This is a genomic window from Acetobacter sp. AN02, from assembly GCF_029759835.1.
Lineage (GTDB): Bacteria > Pseudomonadota > Alphaproteobacteria > Acetobacterales > Acetobacteraceae > Acetobacter.
This window is the reverse complement of the sequence record NZ_JAJJND010000055.1, coordinates 1-17353: the sequence shown is the minus strand read 5'-3', so window position 1 is coordinate 17353 and position 17353 is coordinate 1. Positions and strand designations below refer to the sequence as shown.

Below are 17353 nucleotides of genomic sequence, written 5' to 3'. Positions count from 1 at the left end.
CAGACAGCATCTCCGGTGTCAGGCGGGCTTTCTGTCCCCCGCCATGACGATCCACAAGGCCATCCGGGCCATCCGCAGCCGCTTAAATCAGATAAAAAACGTCTCCACAAAACCCGGGGCAATTCAGTAGGTAGCGCCGGCGTTTGCGGGCAATGCAAAGGCGAGATCGTCATATGGCCCGCCGGTGTCCGGCCCGATCAACGCATGGCCAGCGCTCAAGCTGGTGCTAGCGGCTCGGAGATAGCCGGTAAGTTCGGCAAGAGTCGCTTCGGGGTCGGTGAGCTGAAGATCTGTCTCGGTACGCGGATAAAGTAGCGAGGCGCGGATCGACACGTCCGCCCCCAGGAGGGCTTTCACCGCGAACGCGTAGAGGCAGCGCTGCAACTCACAGCCACCATTGATACTGATGTCATTCTTAGGTGGTCGACCAGTCTTATAGTCGCGGACGAGCGCGCGCTTACCATCCCCCGAAAGGTCGAGCCGGTCGATATAGCCTTTGATCGCAAAGCCAGTTTCGGGGATCGCAACCGGGGTCGCTGCATTCCAAGGGCTGTCGGCGCTAGTCTTGGGTATGGCGCCACCAAAGGCCACCTCGCCGTAGGAACGGGCATCGTCCAGATGCTCTCCACGATAGGTTAGCGCGCGTTCTGCAAGTGTACGGACATCATCGAGCGTACGTCGCCAGATAACCGGCGGCGGAACTGCCCGCTCATTTTCCCAGATGCCCGCGACACTTCTTGCGGCGACTTCGATAGCATCGGAGATCTGAGCGTCGACTGCATTGGCGAGGCCTCCATTTGCTTCCAGATTCTGAAGCGCGAGGTCGAGGGTCATGTGGACGAGATCGCCCATCGCCAGTGGGTCGAGCACCAGCGGCTCTCTACCACTCTCAGGCATCTGCAGGCGCATACCATAGCGCCATACGAAGCTCAGCGGGCTACGCAGGAGCAACCTCAACGAGCTGGCCGACTGGACCCGTGCGAGGATATCGAGCAGCAGCGGGTGACTCGCGCGAACCAGTCCATCATGCGGGGTAATTTCCTTGCGGTGCCAGTCGCGCCAGGTGGTAAGTGCACTGATGGCCTGACTATCGTTCGCGAACTCATCCGGTCGTGCCATCAAACGATCGGTCTCGCTGAAGGCATGTGCGGGGACGGCGTTGCGGTCGATGTAGTTTTCTTCAGTGACGGGTCCGAGTAACGCGCTCCGGCCGAGCAGCCGCCCGTCACTGTCGCGCCTCGCACGCGACATCGTGACCTCGATTTCGGTTGTTGTCAGAATGGTCTCGAAATCGCGCCGGTCCGCAGCGTTGATCGGAAGCGGATCGAGCTCGGCAGGGGCAATAATGTGGTCGGAGAGGAGACGATCTTCGGAAATCCCCCTCGGCCAGCGTGATGAGTTAAGCCCGATAAGGCGCACATAACGACGCGGCGATGCTGCAAGCTCGCTTGCAGGCATCCATGCCGGCGACACGCAGGCATCAAGGCCGTCATCCTGCTTCAGATTTTCGAGCGTGGTATCGAGCGACACCGGGGGGCCAGCGAGTAATGCTTTGCGCCAGATTGAAAGCGCCCTGCCCGTCAGGAATGCAGCGCCGACCTCGTCGGCTGCTGCATGTCCCTTGGAGAGCAGGTCGACGATTCCGCGCAACGCCGGCGTATGATCCTGCTCATCAGGCCAGTCCGCAGGAGCCAAGCGAGAGAGCAGCCGCTCCCAGGCGCTAAGAGAGGCCAGTGGTGCATCGGCGGGCAGAACGCGCAACCACCCTTGCGGCAATGACTCGAACGGGCTGTTCTTCGATCCGCAAAGCGCGGCGAGCCTGCGCATGCGGATCTGCGAGAGCCCGTGGATCAGAATATCGGCAAGCGCCGCTGCGGCTTGGCCCTCGCGGGTAGTGGTGACTTTGATGCCATGGACAAAATGAAGGTCAAGATTGGCATCTGCACGCAAAGCAAGAAAGTGATCGTCGTATTCGCCGGGTGAGGCAGCCGCAATGGCGATGTCGGCCGGATTGACGCCGTCTGTCACGATGAGCGCACGTGCCCAGCGGATCGCCTCGATCGCTTCGTGATAACTGGTAGCTGCGCTGACCATGTGCTGCTCAGGTGCCAATGCTGGAGAGCAGCACACTTTGATATCAATCGCGGCAAGCCATTCCGGAACAGGGCGCGGTCCAGCAACCCATACGACAGGCACATGCGCCGCAAGCGCCACCAAAAGCGGACGCCAACTCGGCGATAGTTCGGTGATGCCGACGATTTCAACGGAACCGAGAACCGCCGGAGCGTAGACGACGCGCTTGAGCGCAGCCGACACCAGATCGGTGGGGCGCATCATCCCGGAGGCCAGCTGCTCCTGAACAGCGGCTTCGAGACGAGCAATCGATTCAAGGCGCGGATTTTCATGGGCGCGCGCAGCCAAATCGATGCCCGAACGCCAGACCTTGCGGAGCGTATCGGTTGCGGCATCGACCATTCCCGGTAGCAGCTTGATGCCATCCAACTCGCCCAAAGGCGTCTCAGGCAAAGAGACCTGGATCGCGGTGCGTAAACTCTCGTCGTCAATCGCCCGCGCGAAGCCTCCAGCCAACCTTACGGCGAGTTGCTCGAACGAGAGGATCTGCAAACCGTGAAGCCGCTGCCGGGCGGCATTGAGGCGCATTTCGCGTACTGCCAACCGGCCATGTGCGAGGATCGTACGCCGATTAGGATTAGTGCTCACCGCTAACTTCCTCCTATTGCCTTACCGCTTCCGCTTGACGCGACTCCATCATGAATATAAAAAATATATGGGCATTATATATGTGTCCATATATTTTTTATACCCTCGTGATACGAAGGAACGGAACCATATGACCAGCGAGGGGCCAGCGTTGAAGTGGGGCGTCGAACGGCGGCTGGAATTCATTGAATTCCGGCTGTTTTGGGAAGGCGGTGTCAACCGTTCGGATATTATCGAAATGTTCGATGTATCGGTGCCGCAGGCGTCGAAGGATCTGACACTTTACCAGGAACGAGCGCCGCATAATGCGCTCTACGACAAGAGTGCCCGTCGCTATGTGGCAAGCCCTGATTACATTCCCATTTTCCTGAAGCCCGATCCCTACGGTTATCTGTCGCGCCTGCGCTCCGTCGCCGAGGGACTGACTGAATTGGGAGAATCCTGGATCACCCAGGCGCCCGATACCGATATCGCACTGACACCCCGTCGCGACATTGCCGCTAATGTGTTGCGCACCATATTGAGTGCGGTCCGGGACAGGCGATCAGTCAATGTCCTTTACCAGTCGATGAGTAAAGATCGACCAGATCCGATGTGGCGTCGTATTACACCGCATGCCTTTGGTTATGACGGCTTTCGTTGGCACGTCCGCGGCTATTGCCACCTTACTAACAAATTCAAAGATTTCCTCCTGCCTCGCATCCTTGACGTGGGGAACATTGATGAGGCGGGCGCATCTGCCGGTCAGGATACTCTTTGGCAGGAGCGCTTTGCCGTCAAGATTGGTCCGCATCCTGACCTTACCGACAGTCAGAAGGCTGTAGTCGCAAAAGATTATGGGATGGTGGACGGCTCGGCCATTCTGACCGTCCGCTATGCGATGCTGTTCTATGTGCTTAAGCGCCTTGGTCTTTTGGGCGATGCGGCCCTGCTGCCTGCTCACAGCCAGCACATCGTTGTCATCAACCGGAAAGACACGCTCGCTGCTCTGAAAAAGGCGGAGTTCGTGCTGTGAATTCCGGCAATCACCATCAGCGCCATAATTATCGGATGTCTTTCAGTGTTGGCGGACTGATGCTCAATGAGAGTCTTGTGATTGCCAAGACTTATCAGGCCGGTGAGACATGGGCCTCTGCTCGCAAGCGTTTACTGATCGAGGGAACATCTTCCTTGCCCAAATTAGCCTCGCAAACTCGCGCCCTGCGGGAAGTGTACGACCGGATAGGCCATCTCTCTGATGCCGAACGCTTTTATTTGTCTGATGAAGCTGATCGTGCTGAGCAGCAAGCAATGACTTGGCTGGCAGTTTGCCGGACCTACCGCTTTGTCCACGAATTCGCTGTCGAGGTGATCAACGAGCGCTACCAGTCCTGGCGGCTCGAGCTGGGCCATGATGCTTTTGACCGGTTTTTCATAGTTAAGGCTGAAGGCGATCAGGACCTCGCTAAACTCTCCTCATCAACTTGTGCAAAATTGCGTCAGGTTCTGTTTCGAATGCTGCGTGAAGCTGGCTTACGGAGTATCGACGGCAAAATTCAACCTATCTGGTTGTCACGACGCATGAAGCAACTGATTGAAGAAAATAATCCAGCCGATTTACTGGTTTTCCCTGGTAATGGTGTATCACTGTGAGCATAAAAACTGATCGGCGTATCCGCGCTGAGCACTTATTCAAGGTAATTTCCAGTGATCGGTTTTTACAAAAACAAGGTCTTGGAAATGAGATTCCCTTCTTTATATGCGCTTTCGATGCCAAGGACGGGCTAAGTCTGCACGAAGACCGTAAGGATCTGATTGCCCGGCTGGATCATGCCGGTGTACGGGTGCTTGATATCGATTTCTATGACCTCTCACTCAAAATTCTTGAGGAACGAGGAATCTTTGAGCAGATTCTTGACATGGAAGCAGAGACCGAGAAAGCGGAACTTAAGGAGCTGTTGCAGGGCGTTCTGGACCCGCAGGCCCATCTTATTCCCAAGATCGCGCGATACATCGAAAATGTCCCACACGACGTGATCTTCCTATCAGGTGTAGGCGAGGTTTATCCCTATCTGCGTTCGCACAACGTGCTCAACAATCTGCAGAGTACCGCGAAGGACCGTCCAACGGTCATGTTCTTTCCCGGAAAATATACCCATGCGTTGGCGACGGGGGCTTCGCTGGAATTGTTCGGATTGCTGCATGACGACAAATATTACCGTGCATTCAATATCATGAATTACGAGGTCTGACTGATGGCTAATTTTCTACGTGATATCTTTACCAAGCCGGTCGACCGTTCGATCGATGGTGTGATCAAGGCTGATGACAAGGTCAGCCTCCTGACCGAACTCGATGAATATGTGATCACCAACGAGATTGGTGCCCGACTTGAGCAATTTCTCGACGCCTACAACAATTACGATACCGCGAATGGCGTGTGGATTTCCGGCTTCTTTGGTTCAGGGAAATCTCACCTGCTGAAGATGCTCGCTCTTGTTCTGGAGAACGACGAAGTCGAGGGACAGCGCGCCGTCGAAATTTTTGAGCGCAAGCTTGCCGACAATCCGATGCTGGCAGGCGCGTTGCGCAAGGCGGTTTCGATCCCCTCCCGATCGCTACTATTCAATATCGACCAGAAAGCAGACGTGATCTCGAAAACGGATGTCGATGCGCTTCTGTCAGTCTTTCAGAAGGTCTTTGACGAGATGTGCGGCTATTACGGCAAGCTCCCGCATATCGCACAATTTGAGCGTGACCTGGACAGCCGGGGAAAGCTTGAGGCTTTCAAAGCAGCTTTTGCACAATCTTCCGGTAAGTCGTGGGAGCGTGGTCGCGAACAGGCTCTGATGGAAGGCAAGCATATTGCTGCAGCCTTCGCAGAGGTCACGGGCGATAATGTCACGGATATTCTTGGCCAGTATCGCAAGGATACGAGGGTATCGATTGAAGATTTTGCCAACATGGTGAAAGCGTGGATCGATGCACAGGGACCAAGGTTCCGCCTGAATTTTTTCGTTGACGAGGTCGGGCAGTATATCGCCGACAACGTCAAGCTCATGACGAACCTGCAGACCATTGCCGAAAGCCTGAACACCAAGTGCAAAGGGCAGGCTTGGATTGTTGTTACCGCGCAACAGGACATGGGTTCGGTTATCGGTGACCTGACGGTGCAGCAGGAAAATGACTTCTCGAAAATTCAAGCGCGCTTTGCCAACCGGGTGCCACTGAACTCTCAAGATGTGGCTGAAGTGATCCAGCGCCGTCTTCTGGCCAAGACCGAGAGCGGCCAGATTACGCTTGGCAATCTTTATGCTGCTGAAGAGAACAACCTGCGCACTTTGTTCGATTTCGGCGATAACTCTTTCAAGTTCAAGAATTTCTCAGGAAAAGAGCAGTTCATTGCCAGTTACCCGTTCCCGAACTACCAGTATGATTTGTTCCAGCGTGCGATCATGGGCCTCTCGCAGCACAATGCCTTTGAAGGCAAGCACAGCTCGGTGGGTGAGCGCTCTATGCTGGGGGTGTTTCAGGAAGTGGCCAAAAAACTGGCGAATACGCCAGTTGGGGGGCTCGCGACCTTTGACCTGATGTTCGAAGGAATTCGCACTGCCCTTAAATCGTCAGTTCAGCAGTCAATTCAGCTGGCTGAAAGGAATCTTGGTGACGATTTCGCCGTGCGGGTTCTTAAGGTTCTATTCCTTGTAAAATACGTCAAGGAGTTCAAGGCGACCGCCCGTAACATTTCAATCCTTCTATTGTCCCAGTTCGATACGGACCAGACAGAGCAGCGCCGTAAAATTGAAGAGGCTTTGGCGCTTCTGGAGCGCCAGACGCTGATCCAGCGTAATGGTGAGGTCTATGAATTTCTCACCAATGAGGAAAAAGACGTCGAGGCCGAGATCAAGGCGATTGTCGTGGATCCTGCCGAGATCGAGCGACAGCTTGATGAACTGGCCTTTGGTACGATCTTGCGCCACGGCAAGATCAAGCATGCTGGCACGGGCGTAGATTATCCTTTCACCCGCAAGCTCGACGGGCATAGCCTGAACCGGGAACACGAGCTGTCGGTGAACATCATCTCACCCTTCAGCGATGATTCCGACGCGCCGGATATAGTTCGTTCGAGAAGCATGGCTAGTGACGAAATGGTGGTCCTTCTGGGGCGAGATCTGCGTTTTACACGTGATTTTATCCTCTGGCTTCAGACCATGAAATTCGCTCGTCAGGTTACCAGTGGAGATGCACAGCCCGGTCGTGATCGTATCATTTCAGAAAAACGTGATCAGAATACGCGACGTGAAAAAGAACTGGTCCAGCGTCTGGGCAGCCTGATCGCAGATGCGCGGTTGTTCGTGCGTGGAAGCGAACCGGAAATTGGAGGAGAAGATCCGCAGGAGCGGCTGGTCAAAGGTTTTCAGGTTCTGGTGGACAAGGTTTATACCAGCCTACCCGTTCTGCGTGGCGTCACTTATACCGAGGCCGATCTTGGCCGCGCGGGCCGTATCGATGGAGGACTATTCGGTGGTGAAGGTAGCGGACTGACCGAAGCCGAGCAGGACGTACTGAGCCATATACAGGCCCAGAAACATCTTGGAACGCGGGTCTCGGTCAAGGCTCTGGTCGAGAAGTTTGGCTCAAAACCTTATGGCTGGCCCGCCATCGCAGTGCTGTGCCTGACCGCAAGCCTTGTCGCACGTGGTAAACTTGAGGCACGGATGGAGAGCGACCTTCTTGAAGGGGAAGCGCTGATCCAGAAACTGCGCAACAGCCATGTACTCGGTAATATCCTGCTTTCCCCGCAGCTCGAGTTTTCCGCCGCTCAGATCCGTAAATCTCGCGACCTGTTTCAGGAATTGTTCGATTTGCCCGCGTCCGGTAATGACGCGCGCAGTCTGGGTGCTGAATGGCAGGCACAATTGCCCAAGCTGACCAGTGATCTGGAGATTCTTGGCCGACAGGCAACGGATTATCCCTTCATGACCGCCCTTGATCCGCTACGGGCGATGCTGGACAAGATGCGGAATCAGTCGGCAGCCTGGTTCATCACTGGCCCGATTGAGCAGGAAGACCAGCTTCTTGATGCGAAGGAAGATATCCTCGATAAAATCCGCAGTTTCGTGTCCGGGCCGCAAAAGGGCATCTATGATGAAGTGCGCGCTTTCCTGACTGCGCAAGACCAGAACATTGCTTTTATCGAAGAGTCTGCTGCCAATAAGCTACGTAAGGCTCTTGCTGATCCGCAGTGTTTCAAAGGCACGGTAATTCAGGAACTGAAGGCGGATTTTTACGCACTGAAAGAACGTATCGAACAGACGGTTCTTGCTGAGCGCAATGCTGTCACAACGGCGATTGACGAGGTCGCCGATAAAATCGATCAGACTTCGGAGTTTGCTGCACTGCCGTCGGAGCAGCAGGCGCGTATCCGTGATGGGTTTGCCGCGCAGAAAGCTGGCCTTGCGACACAAAGCCAGATTCTGGCCTTGCGTCATTTGCTGACAGAAGTGCATTCCAACCTTCTGGCGGACACGCTAACTCGGATTGCTGAGCTGACACCTGCACCGGCTCCTGTACCCCAGCCCGAACCAGTCGGTGGTGTGATCGAAGCGCCGCCTGAGCCTGATGTGCCGCCAGCTCCCGTGAAACCTCAATACATCAAAGCCAAGTCGATCACCGTTCCTTTCGCAAAAACCTATCTCGAAAATGAGAATGACGTGACCCGCTACGTTGATGAAATGAAGAAGACCCTGCTGGCCGAGATCGGCGCGGGCAAGAAGGTGATCGTCTGATGGATACCAACGCCCTGAAGAAATTTGCGCAAGGTGCGCGCAATCTGCTGATCGATCAGGTCTCTGCCCAACTGGATATGGTGTTGGCTGAGGGTGCAGCGGCTCGTCGCGAACACCCCAAAGCGATCACACAACTGGAAGCTGCGGCAAGAAAAAACCGACAGCAGGTGATCGAACAGGCTGCCTACACCTGGTTCAACCGCTTTACTGCGTTGCGCTTCATGGATGTAACGGCTTTGACCAACCCGCGCGTTGTGTCTCCTGCCGAGGGAGCCACCCGGCCCGAGATTCTAGCTGAGGCAATGGCGGGCAACCTGCCGGATCGCGTCCGGCCCGAGATCGCCGAATATCTCAATGGCACGCGGCCCGCGCATGATAGGCAGGCGGAAGCCTATCGCCTATTGCTGATCCATGCCTGCAACGAATGGCATGGTATAATGCCCTATATGTTCGAACGCGCTGATATGCTCGACCGGGCCGAAGATTATACCGAGCTTCTAATGCCCGATGATCTACTGTCGCCAACCAGCATCCTTGCACGCCTGCGCGAGGTGATGACAGAGGAGGCCTGCCAGGATGTCGAGATCATTGGTTGGCTATACCAGTTCTATATCAGCGAGAAGAAGGATCAGGTCTTTGCCGGCCTGAAGAAGAACCAGAAGATCACAGCTGAGAATATTCCGGCGGCGACGCAGTTGTTCACGCCGCACTGGATCGTCCGCTATCTGGTGGAAAACTCACTGGGGCGGCTATGGCTGCTGAACCGCCCACAATCGAAACTTGCAGCGAAGATGGACTATTACATCGCGCCGGAAGAGTCTGAGACGGATTTCCTGAAGATCAGTCGGCCCGAGGATATCCGCATCTGCGATCCGGCCTGCGGCTCTGGCCATATGCTGACTTATGCCTTTGATCTGCTCTATGAAATCTATGCCGAGGAAGGCCATGACGCGACCGATATTCCCAGCCTGATCCTGAAGCACAATCTGACTGGTATAGAAATTGACGACCGCGCGGGCGCTTTGGCGGCCTTTGCACTGTCGATGAAGGCAGCGGCGAAGCTGGGGCGGCGGCGGTTCCTGCGGATGGAGTCAAAGCCCGACATCATCGTGTTGCAGGACGTACGTTTCACCTCAGCCGAGATGCAGGATGTCGCCGCTGTGGTAGGCGAGGACCTGCTCACCGATGAACTGCGCGAGACGTTGGGGCAGTTCGAGCACACAAAGAACTTCGGCTCGCTGATCGTGCCGAAACTGCGTGAGGCGGACGAGACGCTGCAGATGGTGAAAGCACGCAATTTCGGTTCTGACCTGCTGCTGAAGGAGGTGCAGGAGCGTGTGGTGGTCGTGCTGCGCATGGCGGAGGCACTTTCGCCGAGATATTGTGTGGTGGTAGCCAATCCTCCGTATGCGGGTGCGAGTAATTTAAACCCTAAGCTAAAGAACTTTCTTGGCAAAGTATTCCCGAACGGGAAATCCGATCTAATGGCAGGGTTTGTGCAGCGAACCGATATTCTGACATTAGCTGGAGGGTTTAGTGCCTCAGTGACCTTGGACAGCTGGATGTTCTTAGCCTCTTATCAAGCATTCAGGGCAGACATATTTGATGCAGGCAGCATTTCGAGTCTCGTTCACGTGGGTTGGAACTGTTTCCCGGATGGACATACATACAACCGCGGGGTCGCCTTTGTTTTGGAAAAGGGAGTGAGAAATCTAGCAGGCCGGTTCATGAACCTTTCGGATGTTGAAGCAACGGTCGACAAGCACCGCCTCTTTAAGGAAAGAAGAACTGAGGAGAATTATTTTGATACAAAGACCGAGGCGTTCGAAGTTCTCCCAGGGAAACCGATTGCATATTGGATGAGCACTCACTTCCATCGGGCGTTTGAGAAATTTCCATCGCTTGGTGAACTTGCAGAATTCCGGATTGGTATGGCGACTGGGAAAAACGACCTTTATGTCCGACTTTGGCAAGAGGTTTCCATAGAGAGTTGCGAATTTTTGTCTGATAGCCGTGAAGCTTCCAAGACGAGTGGGAGAAAATGGTTTCCGTATGCCAAAGGCGGACCGTTCCGCCGATGGGCTGGCAACCGAGAACATCTGGTCAATTGGGAAAACGATGGCCATTTGCTTCAGACCGTAAAGCATCCAAGTGGAGATCGTATATGGGCGCACAATTTCAATCTTGGAAGTATTTTTAAACCATCAGTGTGCTGGACACAGGTAACAAGCGCAGGAAGTAGTTTTCGTTATTATCCTAACGGCTATCTGTTCGACGCAGCAGCGGGAATGGGGCAACCCAAGTCAGGTACTGATATTGAAATCATGCTTGGTGTGTTGAACTCGACGTTTTCTGAGGTCGCGCAGTCCTTCTTGAACCCAACTCGGAACATTCTTCCTGGCACACTTTCGGCGATCCCGACCGCGTCAGTTGCCGTTAAGGACACTGTAGCTAAAGCTGTTCAATTGGCAGAAGCTGACTGGGACGCCTACGAGACCTCCTGGGATTTCACCGAGCTCCCACTGCTCGCGCCCGATCGCCGAGCCGAGACACTGTCGGCCAGCTACAACCGCCTACGCGCCCATTGGCAGGACATGACGGACGAGATGCAGCGGCTGGAAAAACAGAACAATCGCATCTTCATCGACGCCTATGAGTTGCAGGACGAACTCACACCCGAAGTGCCGATCGAGGAGATTACTCTCACCTGCAACCCAGCCTATCGTTACGGCGTGAAAGGCACGAAACAGGAGCGCGAAACGCGGCTGCGGGAGGATACGATGGCCGAATTCCTCCACTATGCTGTAGGCTGCATGTTGGGGCGCTATAGTCTGGACGAACCAGGCCTGATCCTTGCCAATCAGGGCGAAGGGATCGAGGAGTATCTGAACCGCGTGCCCGAACCTACCTTCTTTCCCGATGCGGACAATGTCATTCCGGTGCTGGATGCGGACTGGTTTGCTGATGACATCGTCACTCGTGCCCACGAGTTCCTACGTATCACTTTTGGCAAAGAGCATTTCCGCGAAAACCTCGCCTTCATCGAAACTGCTCTTGGTAAGGATCTACGCAAGTGGTTCACGAAGGATTTTTACGACTATCATGTACGCCGGTATAAAAAGCGTCCGATCTATTGGATGCTCTCCAGCCCCAAAGGTAGTTTCAACGCGCTGATCTATATGCACCGCTACCGACCCGACACGGTCTCAGTTGTACTAAACCAGTATCTTCGTGAGTTCATCCATAAGCTTGCAGTCGAACGTGCGCGACTGGAAAAACTGGCCGATGATCCAAGTGCTACGCAGAGCGCACGCACCAAGGCGCAGAAGGATATTGGCACGGTCATCAAACAGATTACCGAACTGACTGAGTGGGAGCGTGATGTCGTCTATCCTATGGCGCAACAGAAGATCACCATCGATCTGGATGATGGGGTTAAGCACAATTATCCACTGTTCGATGGAGCGCTGAAGCCGATCCAGGGGCTGGAGGCTGCGGATGACTGACCGCATCAATGCTGGCCTGATGCGGCTTTATGAGGATCAGGGGCATCGTATCGTCTTCTGGTATGACGCCGCCCGGGATCTGCGCACGGCGTTCGACGCAGTTGATCTGCCCGGCGTGACCAAGGTCGAGATCGCTAACAACGAATTCGGCCTGAAATACCGCATGTTGCGTCAGGAGGCGAAGGGCCGGTTCTTACTGTATAAGGACGGGCCTGAACCGCCGATGTCTGAGAACTGGCTGCTGGATGTACAGCTGGCCAGTGCCGTCTTTCGCGCCGATCAGGCGGCGATCTGGGTGGCGGATCTCGGCATCCCCGCCAAATATGAAGCCGCTGTGCGGGATCATGCCGAATTCTATCGTTCCGGAAAGCGGCTGGAGGCATTGCGGGTGATGGAGCGCGAGCGCCCGTCGCAAAGCACCAATGATGTCCGCCGCAAGATGCTGGCGGTCTGCGCCGGTGCGGATGGTGATCTGGATACGGTGATCGAAGCTTTGTTAGCCGAGTTGGCGGAAGATCGTGAGGACGCGCTGCGGCTTATCAGTCGGGCCGGGCTGGGGAAATTCTTCTGGAAGGAGGTTTCCGCGCGCTATGGTTATACAGCCCCCGAGCCGGATTTTCAGGATTTCGCCATTACGCTCTTTTCCAGCGCCTGGGCGTGCGCCGTGGGAGAGGCTGGCAAGCTTAATGCTGATGCGACGCTGATGTTTCGCCGATGGAGTGCTTCACGTCGATGGGGTGAAGCGTTCGAGAAACTTTCAGGTAAATATCAGAATGTATTGAAGATCAGGGATGATCTGGCATCCCGCGATTTCCGTAAGCTGATCCCGCACGGCCATTTTGAAGAGGTGGACCGACGGATCGTCGTCGCGATGGTTGACGGGCTGACCCAGCAGAGCCTGGCGGCCACAGATGTATTAAAATGGGTGCGTGACCGTCGCCAGAGCCATTGGTATAGCCGCTACGCGGATGTCTATCAGGCCATAGGGTATGCGACCGAGTTTCAGCAGGTGCTGGCTGGGGCCGACCTGATCATGACCAGTGTGTCAGATGGCGTGAAACGGTATTCTGCAAGCTGGTTCCGCCTAGACCAAGTGTATCGCAAGTTCATCTATCACATGCAAAAAAGCGGGCAGTCGGGATTGTTGTCCGCGCTCTATGAGGCAGTCGAAAATCGCTATACGACAAATTTTGTGCTGAAGCTGAATGATGCATGGCAGGATCAGGTTTCGCGTCTGACGGATTGGACGGTTCCGGGCTTTCCACGTCAAATGGATTTCTACCGGGAACAGGTCGCAGCATTTCGTCGCAAGGATCAGAAAGTCGTCGTCATCATTTCGGACGCGCTGCGCTACGAAGTGGCCGAAGAAGCATTGCGCGAAATCCGCAAGCTCAACCGGTTTGATGCCGAGCTAACGCCTATGGTGGGTGTGCTGCCAAGCTACACTCAGCTTGGCATGGCAGCACTCTTGCCACACGAGCAGTTAGCAATCCGCGATGACAGTGACCTCGTAATGCTGGACGGCGAAAGCACTGTAGGGGCAACCGCTCGTGAAAAGGCGTTGGCTGCTGGACGACCCGGGGATCGAGTTAAGGTTCTGGCCGCAAAAGATTTCATGAGCCTTGGCACAATAGAGGGCAAAGATCTTTTCCGGGACCATGATGTCCTTTACCTGTATCACAATCAGATCGATGCGATTGGCGACAAGCTGGCTACCGAAGAAAATGTGCCTTCGGCAACCGAGACCGCCATTGAGGATCTGGTAAAGCTGGTGCGCAAGCTGACATCGGCCAATTTCTCAAACATTCTCATCACTGCCGATCATGGGTTCCTGTGGCAACATAAGGCGTTGGAAGAGAGCGGTTTTGCATTGAGTGAACCGGAAGGCGAAATCGTTTCACGTAACCGTCGCTTCGTGATCGGCCGAGGCCTCAGTAACTGTGGTGGGATGAAGAAGTTCACAACAGCTCAGCTTGGGCTAGATGGGGATCAGGATATCCTGATCCCGAACTCGATTAACCGTCTGCGTGTTAAAGGATCGGGTAGCCGTTTTGTCCACGGTGGAGCCAGTCTGCAGGAGATCGTCCTTCCAGTCCTGCGTGTCAGCAAGCAGCGCAAGGAGGATGTCGGGCAGGTATCGGTGCAGATCATTCCGCCAGCCCGTGCCCAGATTACCACGGGCCAGATCCAGGTCACCTTTTACCAGGCAGAGCCAGTTACCGACAAGCAGCAGCCTCGGCAGGTGCATGCAGCAATTTTTTCTGACGATGGGACACTCATCTCTAATGAAGCAGCTCTGGAATTTGATTTCACGTCCGAGAACCCGCGTGAGCGAGAGCTATCTCGGGGCTTCCTGCTGTCCAAGGCGGCAGACGTCTATAATAATCAGACAGTCTTTCTGAAGCTGCGTACGCGCATCGGCAAGACCAGCCATTTCGAAGATCACGCTTCGCAGCCGCTGCTGCTAAAACGCGGGATCAGCACAGATTTCGATTTCTGAGGTGCCGATGTCGACCCTTGATGACAAGATCAACGAGCATTTTGCCGGTTTCGTGGTTCGTAAGGATCTGGTGAAGGCTGTGAAGGGCAATGCCATTGTCCCCACTTACGTGCTCGAATATCTGCTCGGCCAGTATTGCGCCACCGATGACGAAGCTTCGGTCGCGACGGGTATCGAGACGGTCAAGGAGATTCTGCGCAAACATTATGTCCATCGTTCCGAATCCGGGTTGATCCAGTCGATAATCAAAGAACGCGGACGCTACAAGGTTATCGATCAGGTCAGCGTTTCGCTTAATGAAAAGACCGATGCTTATGAGGCAGTGTTCGAAAACCTTGGAATCAAACGGGTTGCAATCGATAGCGGTACGGTCAAAGCGCATCCAAAATTGCTGGTGACGGGTGTCTGGTGCATTGCCGATGTGCAGTATGAATTTTCGGAAGACAGTCGCATCTCTCCCTGGATCATCGATACACTGAAACCGATCCAGATCGCCCGCGTCGATTATGACGGGTATCGCGAGACACGCGATAAGTTCACTACCGAAGAATGGATTGACCTTCTGATGCAGAGCATCGGTTTTGATCCATCCCTATTCGGACGCCGATCAAAGCTTTTGCAATTGTTACGTCTTGTACCCTTCGTTGAGCGCAACTATAATCTTATCGAGCTCGGCCCCAAGGGAACGGGCAAGTCGCACATCTATTCTGAGTTTTCACCTCATGGCCAATTGATCTCGGGCGGGGAAATTACGGCTCCCAAGCTTTTCGTGAACAATTCCAATGGAAGAATTGGTTTAGTTGGTTACTGGGATGTCGTAGCCTTCGATGAATTTGCTGGACGTGAGAAGACCGCCAACAAGGCGCTTGTCGACATCATGAAGAATTACATGGCGAACAGGCAGTTCTCGCGGGGAGTGAATCCCATGGGGGCTGAAGCGAGTTTCGCGTTCGTCGGGAATACCGACCATAATGTTCCGTGGATGCTCAAAAATTCTGATCTATTCGAAGCTCTGCCACCGCAATTCCATGACAGCGCTTTTATCGACCGGCTGCACGCCTATCTTCCTGGATGGGAAATCGATATTATCCGAGGCGAGATGTTCACATCCGGTTATGGGTTCATCGTCGACTATCTGGCTGAAATTCTGCGTCACCTGCGCGCTGAAGACTTTTCACATCGGTCGGATCGTTACTTCACCATTCCCGTTCAGACCCATATTCGGGATCGCGCCGCGATCAGTAAAACCATGTCAGGTCTGTTGAAGCTAATTTTCCCCAATGGAGGCGAGACCGAAGCCGAAGTGGAAGAGCTTTTGCGGTTTGCGATTGAATGCCGTAAGAGGGTGAAAGACCAGCTTTTGCGAATAGACAGTACTTTCGAAAGTGCGGATTTCCATTACATTGCTTCGGATGGATCAAAGCGTGCTGTAACAACGCTGGAAGAAGAAGAATTTCCCCAGTTCTACCATCGCCGACCTGTCAGCGATATTGATAATGGCGGAAAACAATCCGAGACCACAGCCATTGAAACACCGTCCATTTCGGCACCGACAGTTTCCGATCCGAAACCAGGGCATGTTGTTTTTGCGGAAAATCGTAAGGGCGTAAGTTTTGATAAAATTTTTGGTCCTTGGACTGACGGAGCAAAAAGAATCGTTATCACTGATCCTTACATCAGGAAGTTTCATCAGGCACGCAATGTGATGGAACTGATCGAAATGTTGATCAGACGTAAGCAGCCTGAAGATCAGATCGCGCTGCATCTTGTAACTACGCCTGATGATGGAAATATACAGGATCAGCGTGAATGCCTGGATGGGATTGCTGAGGCTTGTACAGGAACCGGGATCGATTTTACGTGGGTTTTCGACGGGACTGGTGCGCTCCATGCTCGCGATATCACCACGGATACCGGATGGAAAATGGTTTTGGACCGTGGATTAGATATCTTCCAGCCGACGCCACGCAAGATGAATGGTTTTTCACTTGGTGAGCGCATGCAAGAGCATCGGATGATTCGAGGATTCTACGTAACTTATTTGGAAAATATGTGAGTGTCAGAGCTAAGTCGAACAATTATACTCATAGACATTTGTTTTAATGATAATTTTTATTCGAATTCCGAAATGAAAGTAAATATGACCGATTTGATATAGCCGTCTGTCGGATTGGCTATTTTGATGGTCATAAGGCCGAAGCTGGTAATCCCACTAAAAATGTGGGGATTACCAGGCAAGCAGTTCCTGTGCCATCAAAGAAACCGGTCTATTTTCATTCCATCGCCCTGCCTGGCTTCAGTCATTCTGGAAGGCCGACCTCACGCCCTCAGCAAAGCCTTTCCATTCGTCATCTGTGACCTCGCGGGCGACTTCAGGTCCTGAGAATTCCTTCCGCAGGCCGTTGCTGACGATGAAGTTGTTGGATTGCAGGCTTCGAATGATGCGGTCGGCATCCTTGTCCGGCATGTCCAGCACGGCCTTGATCAGCCCGCGTGCCCTATAATGACGCCGGAGATAGTCAGCCTCCTCCTGCATGTGCTCGTTCATCGTAAGCCTGATAACGTGCCCAAGATAATCGACATGCCGGGCAAGGTCCGGATAGCGCCACGCTGGCCGGGCCGTTCCATCGCCAGTAAACACAAGGTTGGACTGAATACCGTCCGGATAGGTTTTGTTTTTCGACGCGAAAGACACATGCGGACGCGCGACCCTCATCAGAGGGTTTGAGACGCACTCAAGGATCGCATCGTAGTGACGCCTGCTTGTCTTGTCGGCCATAATGGTGACGTGCCCCCTTTTTTGTATCCACTCAAAAGGAGAGTTCCCGTTTTTTATGGCTTGGGGTTGATGGGATGAC

9 protein-coding genes are annotated in these 17353 nt (G+C 54.1%); 7 read left to right on the top strand and 2 right to left on the bottom strand.

Annotated elements, in window-relative coordinates; all coding sequences use genetic code 11:
- Nucleotides 1-123 precede the first annotated feature (123 nt).
- A complete protein-coding gene (locus LOC54_RS07905; RefSeq protein ID WP_279313282.1) occupies nucleotides 124-2721 on the bottom strand; it encodes a PD-(D/E)XK nuclease family protein in 2598 nt (865 codons plus the stop codon).
- Nucleotides 2722-2851: 130 nt separating this feature from the next.
- Here LOC54_RS07905 and LOC54_RS07900 point away from each other — a divergent pair, with 130 nt between their 5' ends.
- Genes LOC54_RS07900 through brxL form a run of 7 tightly spaced genes read left to right on the top strand, consistent with a single transcriptional unit; the run spans nucleotide 2852 to nucleotide 16551 of the window.
- Complete coding sequence (locus tag LOC54_RS07900; protein ID WP_279313281.1) at nucleotides 2852-3736, top strand: WYL domain-containing protein; 885 nt, start codon at nucleotides 2852-2854, stop codon at nucleotides 3734-3736.
- Nucleotides 3733-4353, top strand: coding sequence for a DUF1819 family protein (locus tag LOC54_RS07895; RefSeq protein ID WP_279313280.1), 621 nt, complete (start codon nucleotides 3733-3735; stop codon nucleotides 4351-4353). Before LOC54_RS07900 ends, LOC54_RS07895 begins: the two co-directional genes overlap by 4 nt.
- Nucleotides 4350-4952, top strand: a complete 603-nt coding sequence (locus LOC54_RS07890; protein ID WP_279313279.1) for a DUF1788 domain-containing protein — start codon at nucleotides 4350-4352, stop codon at nucleotides 4950-4952. Before LOC54_RS07895 ends, LOC54_RS07890 begins: the two co-directional genes overlap by 4 nt.
- 3 nt (nucleotides 4953-4955) lie before the next feature.
- A complete protein-coding gene (gene brxC, locus LOC54_RS07885) occupies nucleotides 4956-8489 on the top strand; it encodes a BREX system P-loop protein BrxC (RefSeq protein ID WP_279313278.1) in 3534 nt (1177 codons plus the stop codon).
- Nucleotides 8489-11995, top strand: a complete 3507-nt coding sequence (gene pglX, locus LOC54_RS07880) for a BREX-1 system adenine-specific DNA-methyltransferase PglX (RefSeq protein WP_279313277.1) — start codon at nucleotides 8489-8491, stop codon at nucleotides 11993-11995. The genes brxC and pglX overlap by 1 nt, the downstream gene beginning before the upstream one ends.
- A complete protein-coding gene (pglZ, locus tag LOC54_RS07875) occupies nucleotides 11988-14495 on the top strand; it encodes a BREX-1 system phosphatase PglZ type A (RefSeq protein WP_279313276.1) in 2508 nt (835 codons plus the stop codon). The genes pglX and pglZ overlap by 8 nt, the downstream gene beginning before the upstream one ends.
- A 7-nt stretch (nucleotides 14496-14502) precedes the next feature.
- Nucleotides 14503-16551, top strand: coding sequence for a BREX system Lon protease-like protein BrxL (brxL, locus tag LOC54_RS07870; RefSeq protein ID WP_279313275.1), 2049 nt, complete (start codon nucleotides 14503-14505; stop codon nucleotides 16549-16551).
- A 240-nt stretch (nucleotides 16552-16791) separates the two neighbouring features.
- Here brxL and LOC54_RS07865 read toward each other — a convergent pair whose 3' ends face one another.
- Entirely contained in the window at nucleotides 16792-17274 is a 483-nt protein-coding gene (locus LOC54_RS07865; RefSeq protein ID WP_279313274.1) for a hypothetical protein, read from the bottom strand.
- Nucleotides 17275-17353 lie beyond the last annotated feature (79 nt).

Coding starts and splice junctions, on each gene's coding strand:
- LOC54_RS07900 (WP_279313281.1), top strand. CDS start 2,852: ATGACCAGCGAGGGGCCAGCGTTGAAGTGGGGCGTCGAACGGCGGCTG.
- pglZ (WP_279313276.1), top strand. CDS start 11,988: ATGACTGACCGCATCAATGCTGGCCTGATGCGGCTTTATGAGGATCAG.
- brxC (WP_279313278.1), top strand. CDS start 4,956: ATGGCTAATTTTCTACGTGATATCTTTACCAAGCCGGTCGACCGTTCG.
- pglX (WP_279313277.1), top strand. CDS start 8,489: ATGGATACCAACGCCCTGAAGAAATTTGCGCAAGGTGCGCGCAATCTG.
- LOC54_RS07865 (WP_279313274.1), bottom strand. CDS start 17,274: ATGGCCGACAAGACAAGCAGGCGTCACTACGATGCGATCCTTGAGTGC.
- brxL (WP_279313275.1), top strand. CDS start 14,503: ATGTCGACCCTTGATGACAAGATCAACGAGCATTTTGCCGGTTTCGTG.